Annotated in this window: 11 protein-coding genes, 2 tRNA genes and 1 other RNA gene; 7 read left to right on the top strand and 7 right to left on the bottom strand. The window is 73.4% G+C overall.

Annotated features, from left to right (window positions below):
* Positions 1-249 precede the first annotated feature (249 nt).
* From ACWEBX_RS25150 to ACWEBX_RS25130, 5 genes are all read left to right on the top strand, one after another.
* On the top strand, positions 250-1,257 hold the full coding sequence (locus ACWEBX_RS25150; protein ID WP_451887078.1) for an ABC transporter ATP-binding protein: 1,008 nt from the start codon (positions 250-252) through the stop codon (positions 1,255-1,257).
* Positions 1,254-2,057, top strand: a complete 804-nt coding sequence (locus ACWEBX_RS25145) for an ABC transporter permease (RefSeq protein ID WP_451887077.1) — start codon at positions 1,254-1,256, stop codon at positions 2,055-2,057. The genes ACWEBX_RS25150 and ACWEBX_RS25145 overlap by 4 nt, the downstream gene beginning before the upstream one ends.
* 20 nt (positions 2,058-2,077) lie before the next feature.
* Positions 2,078-3,526 (top strand): sensor histidine kinase, encoded by a 1,449-nt coding sequence (locus ACWEBX_RS25140; protein WP_451887082.1) that lies wholly within the window; start codon positions 2,078-2,080, stop codon positions 3,524-3,526.
* Complete coding sequence (locus ACWEBX_RS25135) at positions 3,523-4,167, top strand: response regulator (RefSeq protein ID WP_451887076.1); 645 nt, start codon at positions 3,523-3,525, stop codon at positions 4,165-4,167. Before ACWEBX_RS25140 ends, ACWEBX_RS25135 begins: the two co-directional genes overlap by 4 nt.
* 22 nt (positions 4,168-4,189) lie before the next feature.
* Positions 4,190-4,262: transfer RNA gene (locus ACWEBX_RS25130), tRNA-Gly, on the top strand.
* A 102-nt stretch (positions 4,263-4,364) separates the two neighbouring features.
* On the opposite strand, the gene ACWEBX_RS25125 is transcribed toward ACWEBX_RS25130, so the two are convergent.
* The 6 genes from ACWEBX_RS25125 to ffs form a co-directional block, all read right to left on the bottom strand.
* Positions 4,365-5,264: a phosphoribosylaminoimidazolesuccinocarboxamide synthase gene (locus tag ACWEBX_RS25125; RefSeq protein WP_451887075.1), complete on the bottom strand. Its 900-nt coding sequence runs from the start codon at positions 5,262-5,264 to the stop codon at positions 4,365-4,367.
* A 156-nt stretch (positions 5,265-5,420) separates the two neighbouring features.
* Positions 5,421-6,941, bottom strand: coding sequence for a N,N-dimethylformamidase beta subunit family domain-containing protein (locus ACWEBX_RS25120; protein WP_451887074.1), 1,521 nt, complete (start codon positions 6,939-6,941; stop codon positions 5,421-5,423).
* Between the two features lie 213 nt (positions 6,942-7,154).
* Positions 7,155-8,996 carry a hypothetical protein gene (locus ACWEBX_RS25115; RefSeq protein WP_451887081.1) on the bottom strand — a complete coding sequence of 614 codons (1,842 nt, stop codon included), beginning with the start codon at positions 8,994-8,996 and terminating at the stop codon, positions 7,155-7,157.
* A gap of 389 nt (positions 8,997-9,385) precedes the next feature.
* Entirely contained in the window at positions 9,386-10,639 is a 1,254-nt protein-coding gene (gene purD, locus ACWEBX_RS25110) for a phosphoribosylamine--glycine ligase (RefSeq protein WP_451887073.1), read from the bottom strand.
* Positions 10,640-10,830: 191 nt separating this feature from the next.
* Positions 10,831-13,218 carry a DNA polymerase III subunit gamma and tau gene (locus ACWEBX_RS25105; protein ID WP_451887072.1) on the bottom strand — a complete coding sequence of 796 codons (2,388 nt, stop codon included), beginning with the start codon at positions 13,216-13,218 and terminating at the stop codon, positions 10,831-10,833.
* 131 nt (positions 13,219-13,349) lie between these two features.
* An RNA gene (gene ffs / locus ACWEBX_RS25100) (signal recognition particle sRNA small type) lies at positions 13,350-13,448 on the bottom strand.
* 72 nt (positions 13,449-13,520) lie between these two features.
* On the opposite strand from ffs, the gene ACWEBX_RS25095 reads away from it, so the two are divergent.
* Both ACWEBX_RS25095 and ACWEBX_RS25090 read left to right on the top strand, forming a co-directional pair.
* Positions 13,521-13,608 (top strand) — tRNA-Ser (locus ACWEBX_RS25095).
* A 269-nt stretch (positions 13,609-13,877) separates the two neighbouring features.
* Complete coding sequence (locus ACWEBX_RS25090; RefSeq protein ID WP_451887071.1) at positions 13,878-15,152, top strand: M23 family metallopeptidase; 1,275 nt, start codon at positions 13,878-13,880, stop codon at positions 15,150-15,152.
* 134 nt (positions 15,153-15,286) lie between these two features.
* Here the strand turns inward: ACWEBX_RS25090 and ACWEBX_RS25085 are convergent, their stop codons facing one another.
* The gene (locus ACWEBX_RS25085) at positions 15,287-17,209 is read right to left on the bottom strand and encodes a copper resistance CopC/CopD family protein (protein ID WP_451887070.1); all 1,923 of its coding nucleotides are present in this window, start codon (positions 17,207-17,209) and stop codon (positions 15,287-15,289) included.
* Positions 17,210-17,213: the final 4 nt, after the last annotated feature.

The raw sequence follows: 17,213 nt of genomic DNA, 5'->3' as shown, positions 1-17,213 counted from the left end.
TAGAGCGCAACCTTGCCAAGGTTGAGGTCGCCAGTTCGAACCTGGTCGTCCGCTCAGTGAAGAAAGGCCCCGGTCAGTCGACCGGGGCCTTTCTCTTATCCCCGTCCGTATCGGCGACTTCCGTCCGCGGAGTCCTCCCGTCCGCGCCGGCGTCCTCGTCACGCGGCGCGGAAGCCGTCTGACATTTGTCATGCCGAGTGATGACACCGCGCACTGCTGCCGGGCCCCGTCCGCGCCGACGCTGATCTCATGAACACGAACAAGCACGACGACGTGATCGTGGTCACTGATCTGCGGCGCGTGTACGGGGGCGGCGGGACGGATTTCGAGGCGGTGCGCGGAGTCACCTTCTCCGTGCGCCGCGGTGAGATCTTCGCGCTCCTCGGTACCAACGGCGCGGGCAAGACCTCCACCGTCGAACTGATCGAGGGTCTCGCTCCCCCGGCCGGCGGGACCGTGCGGGTCCTCGGGCACGATCCCCACGCGGAACGGGCCGCCCTGCGGCCCCGTATCGGCGTGATGCTCCAGGAAGGCGGCTTCCCCTCCGAGCTGACGGTCGCCGAGACCGCCCGGATGTGGGCGGCGTGCACCAGCGGGGCGCGGCCCGCCGGAGAGGCCCTGGACCGGGTCGGCCTCGGGCACCGCTCGGAGGTGCGCGTGAAGCAGTTGTCCGGCGGCGAGAAGCGGCGCCTGGACCTGGCGCTCGCCCTCATCGGCGACCCCGAGGTCCTCTTCCTCGACGAACCCACCACCGGCCTCGACGTGGAAGGCCGGCGCGGCACATGGGAGTTGGTCCGCGAACTGCGCGACGGCGGGACCACCGTCCTGCTGACCACCCACTACCTGGAAGAGGCGGAAGCGCTCGCCGACCGGCTGGCGATCCTGCACGAAGGACGGGTCGCGGCCCTCGGCACCCCGGCCGAGGTGACCGCCTCGCAGCCCTCGCACGTCTCCTTCGAGCTGCCCGACGGCTACCTCCCCGGCGACCTGCCACCACTGCCGGAACTCGGGGTGAGCGGCCACGAGACAGCGGGCCGGACGATCCGGCTGCGCACCGGCGACCTCCAGCGGACGGCCACCGCCCTCCTGGTGTGGGCCGAGCGGGCGCGCGTCGAACTGCGCGGGCTCGACGTCCGCTCGGCCTCACTGGAGGAGGCGTTCCTGCGGATCTCGCGGGAGGCGGCGGCCCACGGCCCTGACCGGCCGGGGAAGACCGCGGACACGCGGAGGACGAGCACGAGGGGAGCGGCGGCATGAGCGGAACAACGGTCACCACCGGCGCCCGCCCGGCCGGGACCACAGCCGTGGGCCGGACGAAAGCACTGGCACGCGCCGAACTCACGCTGCTGAGCCGCACCAGGGCGACCCTCGCCACCGCGGTACTCGTCCCGATGGTCATGCCGCTCATGCTCCGCTCGAACCTCGGGTCGATGCACCTGAAAGGCACCGGCCTCACCGTCGGCTCGGTCCTGCTCCCCTCCTCCATCGGCTTCACGCTCCTCTTCGCCGTCTACGGCTCCCTCGTGAGCGTGTACGCGGCGCGCCGGGAGGAACTCGTCCTCAAGCGGCTGCGCACCGGGGAACTGCGGGACCTGGAGATCCTCGCGGGCGCCGCGCTGCCCTCGGTGGCGATCGGTCTCACCCAGTGCCTGATCCTGATCGTCGCCTGCCGGGCGACCCTCGGGATCGGGATGCCCGAGAGGCCCGAACTCGTCCTGCTGGGGCTGCTGTCGGCGTTCGTCACCTGGCCGGCGCTCGCGGCCGTCACCGCGAGCCTCAGCAGGAGCGTCGAGGGCGCCCAGATCGCGGCGACCCCGCTGACCGTGGTGTCGCTGCTCGGCTCCGGGACCTTCATCCCCCTCGAACTGCTGCCGGACGACATGGCCCCGTTCTGCGAACTGCTGCCGCTCACCCCGGTGATCACCCTGATCCGCGGCGGCTGGACCGGACACCTCTCCGCCCATGACACCGTCGGCGCCCTCGTCACGGCGGTGGCCTGGACCGTGATCGCGGTGTTTGCTGTACGCCGGTGGTTCCGCTGGGAACCGCGACGGTGACCACGGACACGGGGGTGGGCATGGGCAGGCCGTCCGGCTGGTGGCGGGGCAAGAGCACACCGGCGAAGGTCGAGACGTACACCCGGTGGTCGTTCCACTTCTTCTCGTTCCTCGAAGCCGCCTCGATCGGGCTTCCCGTCTTCGGGACCATGCCTCCAGCCCGCTCCTGGGCGGTGTTCCTGATGGTCTGCGGGCACGCGGTGTTCTGCGCGGTGACCGCCTCGCGGGCGCTGGACTGGACCCGCGGCACCCGGGAACAGCCCCGGCGGACGCTGCTGGCCCTGGCCGCGTACACGTGTGTGACGGCCGTCGCGGGGACCGTCCTCTCCGGCGCCCCCTGGCGCCCGGCGAGCGACGACGCGTTCCTGGTCGCCTCGTCGCTGCTCGTCGGCGTCACGGCGTTCGGCACCGGCACGGTCGCGCTCGGGATCCGTGACCGGCGCCGGATGACGTACGTCGTGCTCGGCGCGGCCGCGGGCGCCGGGGCGCTCTCCCTGCCCCTGGGCTTCGCGGCCCCCGCCGCGCTGATCACCGCCGTTCTGGTGCTGGTGACCGCCGGCCTCCTGACGTTCACCGCGGCCTTCTCCGTCTGGCTCCTCGACGCCGTGTACGAACTCGACGCGGCCCGCGAGACCCGCGCCCGGCTCGCCGTCGCCGAGGAACGGCTGCGCTTCGGCCGCGATCTGCACGACGTGATGGGCCGCAACCTCGCGGTGATCGCCCTCAAGAGCGAACTCGCCGTACAGCTCGCCCGGCGCGGGCGGTCCGAGGCCGTGGACCAGATGACCGAGGTGCAGCGGATCGCGCGGGAGTCCCAGCGGGAGGTGCGCGAGGTCGTACGGGGCTATCGCGACGCCGACCTGGCGACCGAACTGGCGGGATCCCATGGCGTGTTGACGGCCGCGGGCATCGACTGCTCCGTCACCGGCACGGCCGCGGGGCTGCCGGCGCAGGTCCAGTCGGCGCTCGGCTGGGTCGTCCGGGAGGCGACGACCAATGTGCTGCGGCACGGGAACGCCAGGACGTGCGCGCTGTCCCTGCGGGTGACGCGGGAGCGGGTGACGCTCACCGTCGAGAACGACGGGGTACCGCGGGAGGCGGGACCGGCCCCCGGGCCGGACGCGGGGCCGGCGCGAGGCAGCGGGCTCGTGGGGCTGCGGGAGCGGCTGGAGAAGGTGGACGGGACCCTGCGGGCCGGCGCGAGCGGCGGAGTCTTCCGCCTGACGGCGGACGTGCCGCTGCACCCCTCCCCGGAGCCGCACCCGGCGACGCCGGGCAACCCGGCCCCGGCCCCGCACCCACCCACTCCCAGCGCCCCGACCCCGCCCGCCCGCACAGCCACCCCCGGCAACACGGGCCCGGACCCGGACTCGGCCGGCCCCGGCATCCCTGCCCCCGCACACGGCGAGACGCCCGGGGAGTCGCCGGTCCCGCAGGTTTCGCAGCAGGTGAGAGAGGCCACCCCATGACATCCCCGTCGCCCGGCACGCCGGCGCCCGACGCTCCCGTACGGCTGCTGCTCGCCGACGACGAACATCTGATCCGGGGAGCGCTGGCCGCGCTGCTCGGGCTGGAGGACGACCTGGTCGTGGTCGCGGAGGCCGCGACCGGACCGGAGGCGCTGGCGATGGCGCGGGCGCACGCACCCGATGTCGCCGTCCTGGATCTTCAGATGCCGGGGGCGGACGGTGTGAGCGTGGCCACATCGCTGCGGACCGAACTCCCGGGCTGCCAGGTGTTGATCGTGACGAGTCACGGGCGGCCGGGACACCTGAAGCGGGCGCTCGCGGCGGGTGTGCGGGGGTTCGTGCCGAAGACGGTCAGCGCGCGGCGGCTCGCGGAGATCATCCGTACCGTGCACGCGGGAAACCGTTACGTGGACCCGGAGTTGGCGGCCGACGCGATCTCCGCGGGGGACTCGCCGCTGACCGCGCGCGAGGCCGAGGTGCTCGAATTCGCCGCCGACGGGGCACCCGTGGCGGAGATCGCGGAGCGGGCCGCGCTGTCCCAGGGGACGGTACGGAACTATCTGTCCTCGGCCGCGTCCAAGCTGGGCGCGGAAAACCGGCACACCGCGGTGCGTCTCGCGCGGGAGCGAGGTTGGGTATAGTTGCTCTCGCACCACAGCGCATGCGGACGTAGCTCAGTTGGTAGAGCGCAACCTTGCCAAGGTTGAGGTCGCCAGTTCGAACCTGGTCGTCCGCTCCGGAAAAGAAGCCCCCGACTTCGGTCGGGGGCTTCTTCGTGTTCATCGCCCCGGGCGGAGAAGGTACGGGCCCGGCCGACGGCCGGGCCCGTGGACGGGGGTCAGGACCAGCTCACGCCCGTCAGCCGCTCGTACGCCTCGATGTACTTGGCGCGGGTGGCCTCCACGACGCGCTCGGGCAGGGCGGGCGGCGGCTGCTCGCTCCTGCGGTCCCAGCCCGACTCGGCGGAGGTCAGCCAGTCGCGGACGTACTGCTTGTCGAACGACGGCTGCGCGTGGCCCGGCTCCCAGACGTCGGCGGGCCAGAAACGCGAGGAGTCCGGGGTCAGCACCTCGTCGGCCAGGACGAGCGTCTCGCCGTCGTAGCCGAACTCGAACTTGGTGTCCGCGAGGATGATGCCCCGGTCGCGGGCGATGTCACGGGCACGGCCGTAGACGGCGAGGGTCGCCTGGCGCAGCTCGGCGGCGGTGTCGGCGCCGACCTGACGGACGACCTCCTCGTACGAGACGTTCTCGTCGTGCTCGCCGACCGCGGCCTTGGTGGCCGGGGTGAAGATCGGCGCGGGGAGCTCCGAGCCGTCGACGAGCCCCTCCGGGAGCGCGAGACCGCAGACCGTGCGGGTGTCGTTGTACTCGACGAGGCCCGAGCCGGTCAGATAGCCGCGGGCGACGCATTCGACCGGAGCCATCCGCAGGGACTTGCAGATCAGGGTGCGGCCGGCCCAGTCGGCCGGGGCGCCCGGCGGGAGTTCGGTGCTCAGCACGTGGTGGGGCGCCAGTTCGGAGAGCTGGTCGAACCACCACAGGGAGAGCTGGGTGAGTGTGCGGCCTTTGTCGGGGATCTCGGTGGGGAGAACCCAGTCGTAGGCGGAGATGCGGTCGCTGGCGACCATCACGAGGTCGCCCGCCTCGTTCTGGTACAGATCGCGCACCTTGCCGGTGTGCAGATGTACCAGACCCGGCACCTGAAGGGGTTCGGGCTTTTCGACGAATCCGGACACGGTTCCTCCCCGTGGTTCTGTCCAATGCGCTCGATTCTCCCGTATGGGGCGAGCGGGTGTGGACACGGGGCGTGCCGAGCGGGCGCGAGCGCCCGCGGAGCGGGCCGTCACGGGCGCCTGTGACGCGGGTACGTGGCGGGCGCCCGTCGGGGTCCCTCAGTCGTGTTTGCAGATGCGGTCGAGGAGATTGGCGGTCGCCCGCTGGATCCGGGGGTCCACGTGGCCGGGGCGGTCGAGGGCCGGGGACCACGCGAACGTTCCGGACGCGAAGACCAGGGCGCCGGACGGGGCGCGGTAGAGCGAGGTCTCCTGATGACGCAGGACGCCCTCGCTGTCGGGGTACGGGGAGTGCGCCAGCAGGATCCGGTCCTGGTGCTCCGGCAGTGGGGTGCGCGGGAAGTAACGGTCCGCCTCACCCGCGACCATGCCCTCCACCTCGTCGCCGTCGTGCGCCCCGGTCGCCTCCCACAGCCAGTGGTCGGCGTTGCGGACGATCAGCGGGTGCGGCTCGGGCACGCGCCCGGCGTACTGGATGCCGATGAGCTGCTGCTCGGGGCGGTCGACCTCGCGCCACAGGACGGGCTTGCCGGGGCCCCGGCGTTTCCGGCAGGTCAGCAGCCGGTCCGTGACGCCGGACGGGGACGGTCCCAGCTCCACCTGCCAGTACATGGTGTTGGCGGAGAGGAAGACCAGCGAGGTGCCGTGCTCACGGGCGAGTTCCGTGGTGCGGCGCATCTGCGGCGACCAGTACTCGTCGTGGCCCGGGAAGACCAGGCCTCGGTAGCGGGTGGGGTCGACGCGGCCCGCGTGCAGATCGCGTGCGTCGGCGTAGGCGAGGTCGTAGCCGTAGCGCTCCGCCCAGCGGATGAAGTCGTAGGCGTGGCCGACATGGAGGGGCAGGCCCGCGCCCGCGTACGGACGGTCGAAGGAGACGGTCGTCGCGGCGTCCGCCTCGCCGAGGAGCCGGCCGTGCTCGTCCCACGCGTGGTAGAGGCTGGCACCGGTGTGGCCGTCCTCCGGATACAGGTTGTACGCCTGCCAGGTGATGTCCGGGAGCAGCAGGAGCAGATCGGCCGTCTGGTGGTTGCGGACGGTGAAGGGGACGTGCGAGCGGTAGCCGTCGAGGGTGGTGAGGACGGCGACATAGGCGCCGACGCTCCAGTAGGACGGGATCTGGAGGCGCCAGGACAGCCACCAGTGGTGGCAGGAGACCGTACGGTCGGCCGTCAGCGGTGGCGGCTGGACGATGCCGGAGAGCCGGGGGCTCGTGGTGATCTTGCTCGCGCCGTCGCCGCCGTAGTGGCCGATGCGGTAGATGTCGACGCTGAACTCCTGCGGCGGGTCGACCGTCACGTGGAAGTCGATGGACTCGCCGGGCGCGGCGGCACCCGTGCTGGTGAAGCCCTTGATCTGCCGGTGGACGTCGTCGGCGGAGCGGGGGCCTCCGGGTCCCGTGCGCGGGCGGGTGGGGGAGGTGGAACGCGGGGCCGGGATCCGGGAGGCGCCGGCCGTGGGCTGGGGCGCGTCGGTGTCCAGGTACCAGGGGACGACATGGCCGGTGTCGTCGAAATAGGTCTCGCTGCCGCGGAGCCAGGGAACGGGTCCCAGGCCGAAGGGATCCGTGACGGCGTGCGCGAGTGCTCCCGACTCCCAGCGGCGGATCTGCTCCGATCCCATGCCCGCACCCCCTTCTCGTGCCCCCGTCGTACCGGCAAGCCCTTGCGCCGTGCTCGATCGGTCCCAGCACATCACATTACGCACGCAGTCCGTCACCGTTCGTCGCGAATTGGCGTGAGTGGAACGGGTGGCTCCGCCTGGGCCGGGGCGCCTGCGAACGGTGGGGCAGGACCGGGGACCGATGCGGCGGGACGGCCGCCGGACGGGCCGCCGTCAGACCAGCCGGACCGGCTTCTCCGGACGGACGCCGAGATGGCGGAGCCAGTCCCGCAGAGGCACGGGATCCCCCGTCTCTATGAGGGTGAGGACACGGGGGCCGATGTCGGCGGCCCGTTCACCGCCGACGAGGAGGGACGGGCCGTCCAGCCAGTCGAGTCCGGGAACCGCCCCCGCGGTGTCCATCGCGGCGCAGCAGACCATCGCCGTGACGTGGTCGGCCAGCAGCTCGCGGCCGGTCCTGGGCGGCTGGAGGGGGAACAGCGGCAGCATCCGGTCGTCCCACAGGTCGTGGTCGGTGTCCCGCTGCCCGGCGCTCCCGGTGGGCCCGGGCTTCGCCGGCGCGGACGCCTCCTCGCGGGCCAGTTCCGCGGTGAGCCGGGCGGCGAGGGCCGCGGACCGCTCGTTCCCCACGGCGAGGTCGTGGTCGTCGCTCTCGGCGATCCCCATCTCTCCGTACGCCTCGGTCCGGTGCTCGGTGAGGACGGCCGCGCGGTCGGCATGCTCGGCGGGCGCGGCTGCCGAAGGCGCGGACAGGTGGTCGAGGACGCGGGCCAGGGTGGGCCCGTCCGCCTCGGGCAGCGCGGGGTCGGCGGGGTGGCGGACGCCGAGCGCGTCCAGGACGCGGTGGAGCCGGGCCGCGTCGGTGCGCCATTTGCGGTCGACGACCTCGTCCGGATAGTCCTGCCAGTCGACCGGCGCCCAGTCGGGGCCGGCCTCGGCGGGACCGCCGTGGAAGAGGCGGGCGGCGAGCAGCGAGGCGGCCTCGTCCACGGTGCCGGGCTCTTCGAGCAGGTCACAGGCGGGGCGCTCGCCGAGCCGGGAGGCGAAACCCTCGGCGAGGCGGTCGCGGCGGGACAGCTCGGTCAGGGCGGCGACGACACCCACGTCCAGGCGGGAGGGCCAGCGGCCCATCCGCCAGGCGGGCAGCGCGACGCGGGTCAGCAGGCGGTCCCAGCCCGCGTAGGCCAGGCCCACCTGTTCCTGGGCGACGATCCGCACGCCGTAGTCCACGGCCTGTGCGCGCTCGGCCGCCGCGGACGCCACGGCCCGCTCCATCTCGGCCGCGTGCCCCCGGCAGCCGCGCAGCAGGAACCGGGTGACCCAGCCGACGCCGGCCAGGACCGTGCGGGACAGCGGGCCCCGGCCGGGCGCCGAGGCCACGGCCACGGCCGCGTCCAGGCCGCGGACGAAGCGGCGGGCCGCGGCTATGTCCGGGTGCGCCGAGGGGCCCGTACCGGCGACGACGGGGGCGAGGACCGCCCGCAGTTCGCCGACCCGCATCCACCACAGGAACGGGGAGCCGATGACGAGGACGGGGGCGGTGGTCAGCCGGGCGGCGCGGTCCGTCAGCGCGGTCACCACCGGGCCGCTTCCGGCCGGACCCCCGCGCCGGCCGTCCGGCTCGCCCTTACCGCCCGGCAAGGACCGGCCGTGCGCCCGGTGGGTGCGGTCCTCCAGCCAACTGTCGCAGTCCGGGGTGAGCGCTATCGCCGAGGGGGCCGGGACGTCGAGACGGTCGGCCAGGTCACGGACCATGCGGTAGAGATCGGGGGCCGACGCCTCGGAGACCGGGACCGTGGGACTCATGGCGGGCCGGGCGCGGGCCACGACGAGCGCGATGCCCGCCGCCGCGAGGAGGACGAGGACGGCGAACACCGTCACGGCCCATCCCGCGATTCCCCAGGGCCTGCCGGTGACGCGGCCGGTGGCGCCGGCGACGAGCAGCACGACGGCCACGGCCGCGGGCAGCAGGGCGACGGCCAGCGCCCGGCTGCGGACACGCAGCACAGCGAGAGCCCGGGAGCGCGCTGCCTGCGCGCCCACCTCCACACCCATACCGGTCACGACCGGACGTCACCCCCTCTTGTCCGCCTGGCACCGGCCGTGTCGCTGCCGGTGCCGACGGATGCCCTGGCGTTGCTCACTCCCCCACTGTGGCACCCGCCACCGACATCGCAATGCCGGTGGGCCAAGTGCCGGAATGCTTTCGCCGCACCATAGTTGGGGCCCCGGCCCTCGTCAGCCGGATAGGGCATCGGTCACTCGATGGAATGGCTCTGGGGAAAGGTGGATGACGTCGGAACCCGGACGGGCTTCCGGTTCCGTACAGAAATCCGCAGGTGGAGAGGCCTGGACGCAACAAGACAAAGCCCCGGATTCCGTACGGAGTCCGGGGCCGGGTACTGCTATAGGAACCGTGGGCTGTGCCCCGGCCGGGACCGTGGCTATGCCTCGGCCGCCGCCTTCGCGGCGATGTCCGTGCGGTGCTGCGAACCCTCCAGGCCGATGCGGGCGACGGCCGCGTAGGCGCGCTCGCGGGCCTCGGTGAGGCCGGATCCGATCGCTGTGACGGACAGCACACGGCCGCCCGCGCTCACGACCGCGCCGTCCTCGTGGCGGGTGCCGGCGTGCAGGACGTACGCGTGCGGGGCGTCCTGCGCGGCCACCTCGTCGAGCCCGGTGATCGGGTCGCCGGTGCGCGGGGTGTCCGGGTAGTTGTGCGAGGCCACGACGACGGTGACCGCCGCGTCGTCGCTCCAGCGCAGGGGTTCCAGATCGGCGAGCGTGCCGTTCGCGGAGGCCAGCAGGACACCCGCGAGCGGGGTCGTCAGCCGGGCGAGGACCACCTGGGTCTCGGGGTCGCCGAAGCGGGCGTTGAATTCGATGACCCGCACGCCACGGCTGGTGATCGCCAGACCGGCGTACAGGAGCCCGGAGAACGGGGTGCCGCGGCGGCGCAGTTCGTCGACGGTCGGCTGGAGGACGGTCTCCATGACCTCCTCGACGAGCTTCGGGTCCGCCCACGGCAGCGGCGAGTACGCGCCCATGCCGCCGGTGTTCGGGCCCTCGTCGCCGTCCAGCGCGCGCTTGAAGTCCTGGGCGGGCTGGAGCGGGACGACGGTCGTACCGTCGGTGATCGCGAAGAGGGAGACCTCGGGGCCGTCGAGGAACTCCTCGATGACGACGCGGTCGCAGGCGTTGGCGTGCGCCCGCGCCGTCTCGAGGTCGTCGGTCACGACGACGCCCTTGCCGGCCGCCAGTCCGTCGTCCTTCACGACGTACGGCGCTCCGAACGCGTCGAGCGCCTCCTCGACCTCCTCCGGCGTCGCGCAGACGTACGAGCGTGCCGTGGGGACGCCGGCACCCGCCATCACGTCCTTCGCGAACGCCTTGGAGCCTTCGAGCTGCGCGGCCTCCCCCGAAGGGCCGAAACAGGGGATGCCCGCGGCGCGCACGGCGTCGGCGACACCGGCGACGAGCGGGGCCTCCGGGCCCACGATCACCAGCTCGGCGCCGAGCTCCGTGGCCAGCGCGGCCACGGCGGCGCCGTCGAGGGCGTCGACCGGGTGCGGCTCCGCCACCTCCGCGATCCCGGCGTTGCCAGGAGCGCAGTGCAGGGCGGTGACGTCGGGGTCGAGGGACAGGGAGCGGCACAGGGCGTGTTCGCGGGCGCCACCACCGATGACAAGGACCTTCACAGCCCCAGCCTAACCGCCCCCCGACCCCACCCTTGTAGGGGCTTCCGAGACACCGGGGGTACGGGACTGGTGCGATCCTCCAGGAAAGGGGGCGCCGGGTGCGCTGGGCGGGGGCCAGGGCGCGAGGTCTCAGGCCCGTCGGCCGGTGTTCAGGGTCCGGTGTTCGGGGGCCGGTGCTCAGGGGCCGGGGGCTACTCGTTCGAGAATTCCTCGACCACCGTTGCGCCGAGTTCGCGGACGATCAGTTCGTGGCCCGAGAGGGCGGACTCGTCCAGGTCGGGGTCGTCGTCCTCCGGGGTGTCGTCCTCCGGGGCGACCGGCGGCGGCTCGTACGCGGGGGCCTGCGCGGGCGCGGACATGCCCGTGGACTGGGGACGGCCGCCGGACGGGCCGGACTGCGAGGCCGGGGACCCTGAGGCCGGAGCGGACGGCTGCTGGGGCGCGGGGCGCTGACCGGCCGGCGCTCCGCCGTACCCACCCGCTCCGGCGCCACCGCCGTAGCCTCCCGCGCCACCGCTGCCGCCGTAGCCCCCTCCGCCGCCGTAACCGCCTCCCGCCGGGGCCTGCGGCGGTGCCGAGCCGCCCGAGGCGTCCACGATGGCCTCGACCTTCCACTGCACGTTGAACTGCTCCGCGAGCGCCTGCCGCAGCACGTCCTCGCTGCCGCTGCTCGCGAAGTTGTCCCGTGCCCCGGCGTTGACGAAGCCGATCTGCAGGGTCGTGCCGTCGAAGGCCGTGACCTGCGCGTTCTGGCTGAGCAGGATCCAGGTGAAGCGGCGGCGGTTCTTCACCGCCTCCAGGATGTTCGGCCACAGCACGCGCGGGTCGAGACCACCCGCGGCCGGAGTCGCGGCCTGGGGCGCTCCCTGAGCGGCGGCGGCTTGAGCCGCGGGTGCCGCGCCGGGCGCCGGTGCGGACTGCGCCGGAGGGCGGCCGCCGCCGGCGGGGGCCGCCGTGGGCCAGCCGCCGGGCCGCCGGCCGCTGCCGGCCGACGTGGCGGTGGGCCAGGCACCGGGCGCGGCCCCCGTGGGGGCGCCGGACGGAGCCGTGGGCTGCTCGGGGGCAGCGGGAGCCGGTGCCCCTGCGGGAGCCGGGGCGGTGGGGGACGCGGCGGGCACCGCGGGAGCGACGGGCGCCACGGACGGGACGGGGGCGGCGGGCGCAGCCGGAGCCGTCGCCCCGGGCATCGCGCCCGGCACAGCACCGGCGCTGTCCCCGGCACCCCCGTGCCCCGCACCCTGACCCGCGCCCTGCGGCGCGCCCTGTCCCGTTCCCCGGGCGGCCGCGCGGGCCGCCGCGAGGCCGCCCCCCGGAGGAACCGGGGGAGCCGCCGGCCCGGCCTGCGGGACCGGCATCGGGCCGTGCGCCTCGGGCCCGGGCACGTACCCCATGGCGGGGGCGGCTCCGCCGCCGGAGAAGTTCACGCCGCGCTCTATACGGTCGAGGCGGGCCATCAGGGACCGCTGGTCCCCGTAGGCCGCGGGCAGCAGAACGCGGGCGCAGATGAGTTCGAGCTGGAGGCGCGGCGAGGTGGCCCCGCGCATCTCCGTCAGCCCTTCGTTGACGAGGTCGGCGGCGCGGCTCAGCTCCGCGGCGCCGAAGACCCCGGCCTGCGCCTGCATGCGCTCCACGACGTCGACAGGGGCGTCGATGAGCCCCTTCTCCGCCGCGTCCGGGACGGCCGCCAGGATCACCAGGTCCCGCAGCCGCTCCAGCAGGTCGGCGACGAAGCGCCGCGGATCGTTGCCGCCCTCGATGACGGTGTCCACCACCTCGAAGGCGGCGGCGCCGTCCCCCGCCGCGAACGCCTCGACGACGGCGTCCAGCAGGGAGCCGTCCGTGTACCCGAGGAGCGAGGTCGCCATGGCGTACGTCACACCGTCGTCGGCGGCGCCCGCGAGGAGCTGGTCCATCACGGACATGGAGTCACGCACGGACCCCGCGCCCGCCCGTACGACGAGAGGCAGGACACCCTCCGCGACGGGAATCCCCTCCTGCGTGCAGACCTCGCCCAGGTATTCGCGCAGCGTGCCCGGCGGCACCAGCCGGAACGGGTAGTGGTGGGTCCGTGACCGGATCGTCCCGATGACCTTCTCGGGCTCGGTCGTGGCGAAGATGAATTTGAGGTGCTCCGGGGGCTCCTCGACGACCTTCAGCAGGGCGTTGAAGCCGGCCGACGTGACCATGTGGGCCTCGTCGATGATGTAGATCTTGTAACGACTGCTCGCGGGCCCGAAGAAGGCCTTTTCGCGCAGGTCACGGGCGTCGTCCACACCACCGTGCGAAGCCGCGTCGATCTCGATGACGTCGATGGATCCCCGGCCGCTGCGGGCGAGGTCCTGGCAGGACTGGCACTGGCCGCACGGGGTCGGGGTGGGGCCCTGCTCGCAGTTCAGGCAGCGGGCCAGGATGCGTGCGCTCGTCGTCTTGCCGCACCCGCGCGGACCGCTGAACAGGTACGCGTGATTGACCCGGTTGTTCCGCAGCGCCTGCGACAACGGGTCGGTGACATGCTCCTGCCCGATGACCTCGGCGAACGACTCCGGGCGATAGCGGCGGTACAGCGCGAGAGACGACACGTCTACGAGGTTATAGGCGCCCACTGACATCAAGGACCGCCCTGAGCGCATCCCGGGCGCGACCCCGGCGGCATCCGGTCCCCGGCCGACACGGCCGCCGGCCCCGGGGCCGTCCGGGCGACCGCCCCGGAAACGCAAGCGCCCCCCACGCACCCGCCAGAGCCGACCTACCCTTGCTGCCTTCCGGCCCTGGGGGAGTTCAGTCAGATAGCGCCACGTGAGGGGCTCCGCAAAGAGTACAGGATCCGCGGGGCGGGGAACGAGTTCGCGAGCACTCCTCAACGTCTTGTATTGTTTGCCCCGGAGGATTCGCCTAGTGGCCTAGGGCGCACGCTTGGAAAGCGTGTTGGGGGCAACCCCTCACGAGTTCGAATCTCGTATCCTCCGCCAGTGCCTCACCGGGCACGATGTCGAAGGGCCCCACCGCGAGGTGGGGCCCTTCGACGTTTCTCCGACCTCGTTGTCCCCACGTGCGGCGCCGCGAAGCCGCCGTGAGGCGCGGACTCGGCGGTCGATGCGGCTGGACGGGTGTAGTTCGGCACCCGCCTCCGGCGCCCTCCGCCCGGAGCGGTGCGCCGCCGGATTACATGGGCCTGCGCCTCGGCGCGGGGCGTGCCGGTGTCCTTCACGGCCCCGGATCCGACGAAGGAAAGAGCGCAATGGCAGAGCGCGACGCTCGCAACCGCACTGGCCGCAGCCCGCTACTTCGCGGGCTCGCCACCGCCGTGCTCGCGGCAGGCATGCTGGTGACCGCGGCGGGAACCGGATACGGGACCGGCACGGCCACCCCGGCACCCGGTCCGCAGTTCACGCCGTTGACGGCGGCGGTGATGACCGAACCGACGCCGTTCGTCGCCACGGACGGCAGGACGCACCTCTCGTACGAGCTGCTCACCACGAGCGCTCTGTCCACCAGCACGTCGGTACGGCTCGACCGTGTCGACGTCCGGGACGCCCGCACGCACCAGGTCGTCGGCTCGCTGAGCGGGCAGGCGCTGGCCGAGGCCGCCAATCCGGTGGGCGACCCCCTGCCGGGTGCCGACGGGTACACCCCGCCGCCCCCGGCACCGACGCCGACCGTCATCCAGGGCTCCCAGAAGTGGATCGTCTGGCTCGACCTGACCCTCGACCGCGGCCGGCCGGTGCCCAAGGTCCTCGAACACCATCTCTCGGGTGCGGTCCTGACCCCCTCCGGCCCCTCCGCCTTCGAGGAGACGGTGCAGGCCACCCGGACCTCCGGGACCCCGCCGTTGAACCTGGACCCGCCGGTCCGTCCCGGCACCTGGTATTCCAGCGAGTCGTGCTGCGGCAACACCCACCACCGGCGCGGCCTCGCCCCGATCAACGGTCGCTTCGACGTGCCGCAGCGCTTCGCGATCGACTGGTACCGGGTCGGCGAGCAGGGGCAGGCCTGGGAAGGCGACCCCACACGGCTCACCAGCTACCTGAGCTACCGGCAGCCGGTCGTGGCCGCGGCCGGCGGCAGAGTGGTGGAGGTCCGGGACGGAATCCCGGACAACCAGCCGCCCGTCACGCCGCCGGTCCCGCCGATCGAGGACACCGTCGGCAACCACGTCACCGTGGAAGTCGCACCGGGCCGCTATCTGCTCTACGCCCACCTGGAACCCGGCTCGCTGCGCGTCCGGGAGGGCGACCGCGTCGCATCCGGCCGGGTCCTCGGGCTGATCGGCAACAGCGGCAACTCCACCACGCCGCACCTGCACTTCCAGGTGATGACCACGGCCGAGTTCTTCCCGACCGACAGCCCGCCGTTCACCTTCCGGCGGTTCCGCGTCGTCGGACAGGTCGAACCGCGGATCTGGGACGACAACCTGGGCCTGCAGCCGACCGGCGTCCTGCCGATCACGCCCTCGCCGTACGAGGGCCCTCACCGTGCGCGCTATCCGCTCGACCGCGAGGTGCTGGAGTTCTGACCGGACGCCGGTCGGGCCGGCGTCCGGTGCCCCGGCCTCCGCAAGCCCACCGCGGAAGCCGGGGCACCGGCCTGTGACGCACCGAAGGGCCCCACTGCTCGCAGCGGGGCCCTTCGACATCGTGCCCGTCGGGCTCAGTCGATCGTCACCTTCTTCGAGACCGTGACCTCGTCCAGATCGCTGGTGCGGACCGTGACCTTCATCGTCCAGGTGCCGGGCAGGGGGAGGGTGAGGCCGTCGGAGGTCCAGTAGCCGCCCTTGTCGGTGATCTCCGCGTCGATCGGGCCGACCTTCTGGGATTCCAGGGTGAAGGTCAGGCGCACCTCGGGGACGGTCACGAGGCCGCCGTCGGGGCCGAAGATCACGACCTGTACGGAGTTCTCCCCGACCTGGCCGGGCGTCAGCTCGACCTGGGCCCTGCCGTGACCGCCCGGGGTGCCGACGTCGAAGGGCACCAGGGTCGTCTTCGAGGTCACCCGGCGCACGGCCGCGACCGCGTCGGCACTCTCCGCCGCGGCGCGGCCCGGCTGGGTCCCGGTCAGCATCGTCGTGATCACCAGCACCAGGATGCCGACGGTGACCTCGGCGAGCACCGATCGACGCAGTCCCCGGTGGTATTCGGTGTCCCCCGGCCCGTCCTTCGACCCGTCTCCTGTCGACCCGTCTCGCGCCGACCCGTCCGGGGCAGGCCCTTCCGAAGCCGACTCCTCCGAAGCCGAATCCTCCGGGGCGGGCCCTTCCGCGGCCGACCCGTCCGACGCCGACGCCGGCACCGCGACCGCGACGCGGCCGGCCGGGACGGTGGCGGGGGCCCGCGTCGTCGCCAGCCGGGCCGTCCAGCGCCGTGAGAACGCGGCTCCCGCCAGGAGCAGCGCCACCAGGGCGACCTTCACGACCAGGAGCCTGCCGTACGTCGTCGAGGTCAGGGCGTCCCAGGAGCCGAGGCCGCGCCAGGACTGGTAGACGCCGGTGACCGCGAGGACGGCGACCGAGGTGAGGGCGAGCCGGGAGAAGCGGGTGACGACGGCCGGGGGGACCGGCTCGGCGGGGCGGTGGAGGGCGGTGAGCAGGGCGGCCAGACCACCGAGCCACACCGCCATGGCGAGCAGGTGCAGCACGGAGGAGACCATCGCGGCGGGCACCTGGATCCCGGCGGACGCGTGTTCACTGGCGGCCCAGGTGACCGCCAGGGCCAGGGAGAACAGCACCCCGAGCACGAGGACGCCCCGGCCGGCTCCCCGGTCCCGTACCGGCGCCCGCGGGGGCACGAAGGCCACGGCGGCGAGCAGCGCCAGCCGCGCCACCAGGACGACACCGGGCCGGCTCGCCAGGGTGTCGCTGAGGCCGTCCGGGTCGAAGACCTCCGACACGCCGGTGCCGCGCTCGTAGGGGCCGCGCAGCAGGAGCAGCGCGAACGTGGAGCCGAGCAGGATCCACCAGCCGGTCACGAGGAGCCGCCGTACGGAGCCCGGGAAGCCGGAGGCGAGCACGAAGGTGACCGCGCCGATGAGCAGGGCGAGTCCGCTGTACGCGGCGTAGCGGGCGATGTCGTAGAGCGCGGAGGAGACGGGGTCGCCGGCGGTGGGCGGCGGCGGAGCGGGGGTCGCGGAGGGTTTGCCGACGGAGAACGTGAAGGCGCCGGAGACGGGGTGGCTGTCCGCCGAGACGACCCGCCAGGCGACTGTGTACGTGCCGTCACCGAGGCCGCGCGGCAGGGTGACGCCGGCGGTGTCGGAACGGCCGTCCGCGTGCTCGGGTTCGCCGGTGCGGACGCGCCGGTTCTCCGGGTCGAGCACGCGGAAGGAGTCGTCGAACAGGCCGATCGACTCACTGAACGTCAGCGTCACCCGGCGGGGCGCCGACTTCAGCACGCTGCCTTCCTGCGGATCGGTGCCCGTCAGCGCGGCGTGGGCGGACGCGCCGCTCACGCCGCCGAAGAGCACCAGGACCAGGACACCGCCCAGCAGGGCCAGGGCCCTGGCGCCGAGCCGTCGCTCTCGCTGCCCGCTTCCGTTCACACGCCGTCTCCGTATCCGCATGTCCAGAGTCTCGGTCATGTAC

The organism is Streptomyces sp. NPDC005070 (assembly GCF_053600395.1).
Note: the sequence above shows the minus strand (reverse complement) of the source record. Positions and strands in the feature narration are given on the sequence as shown.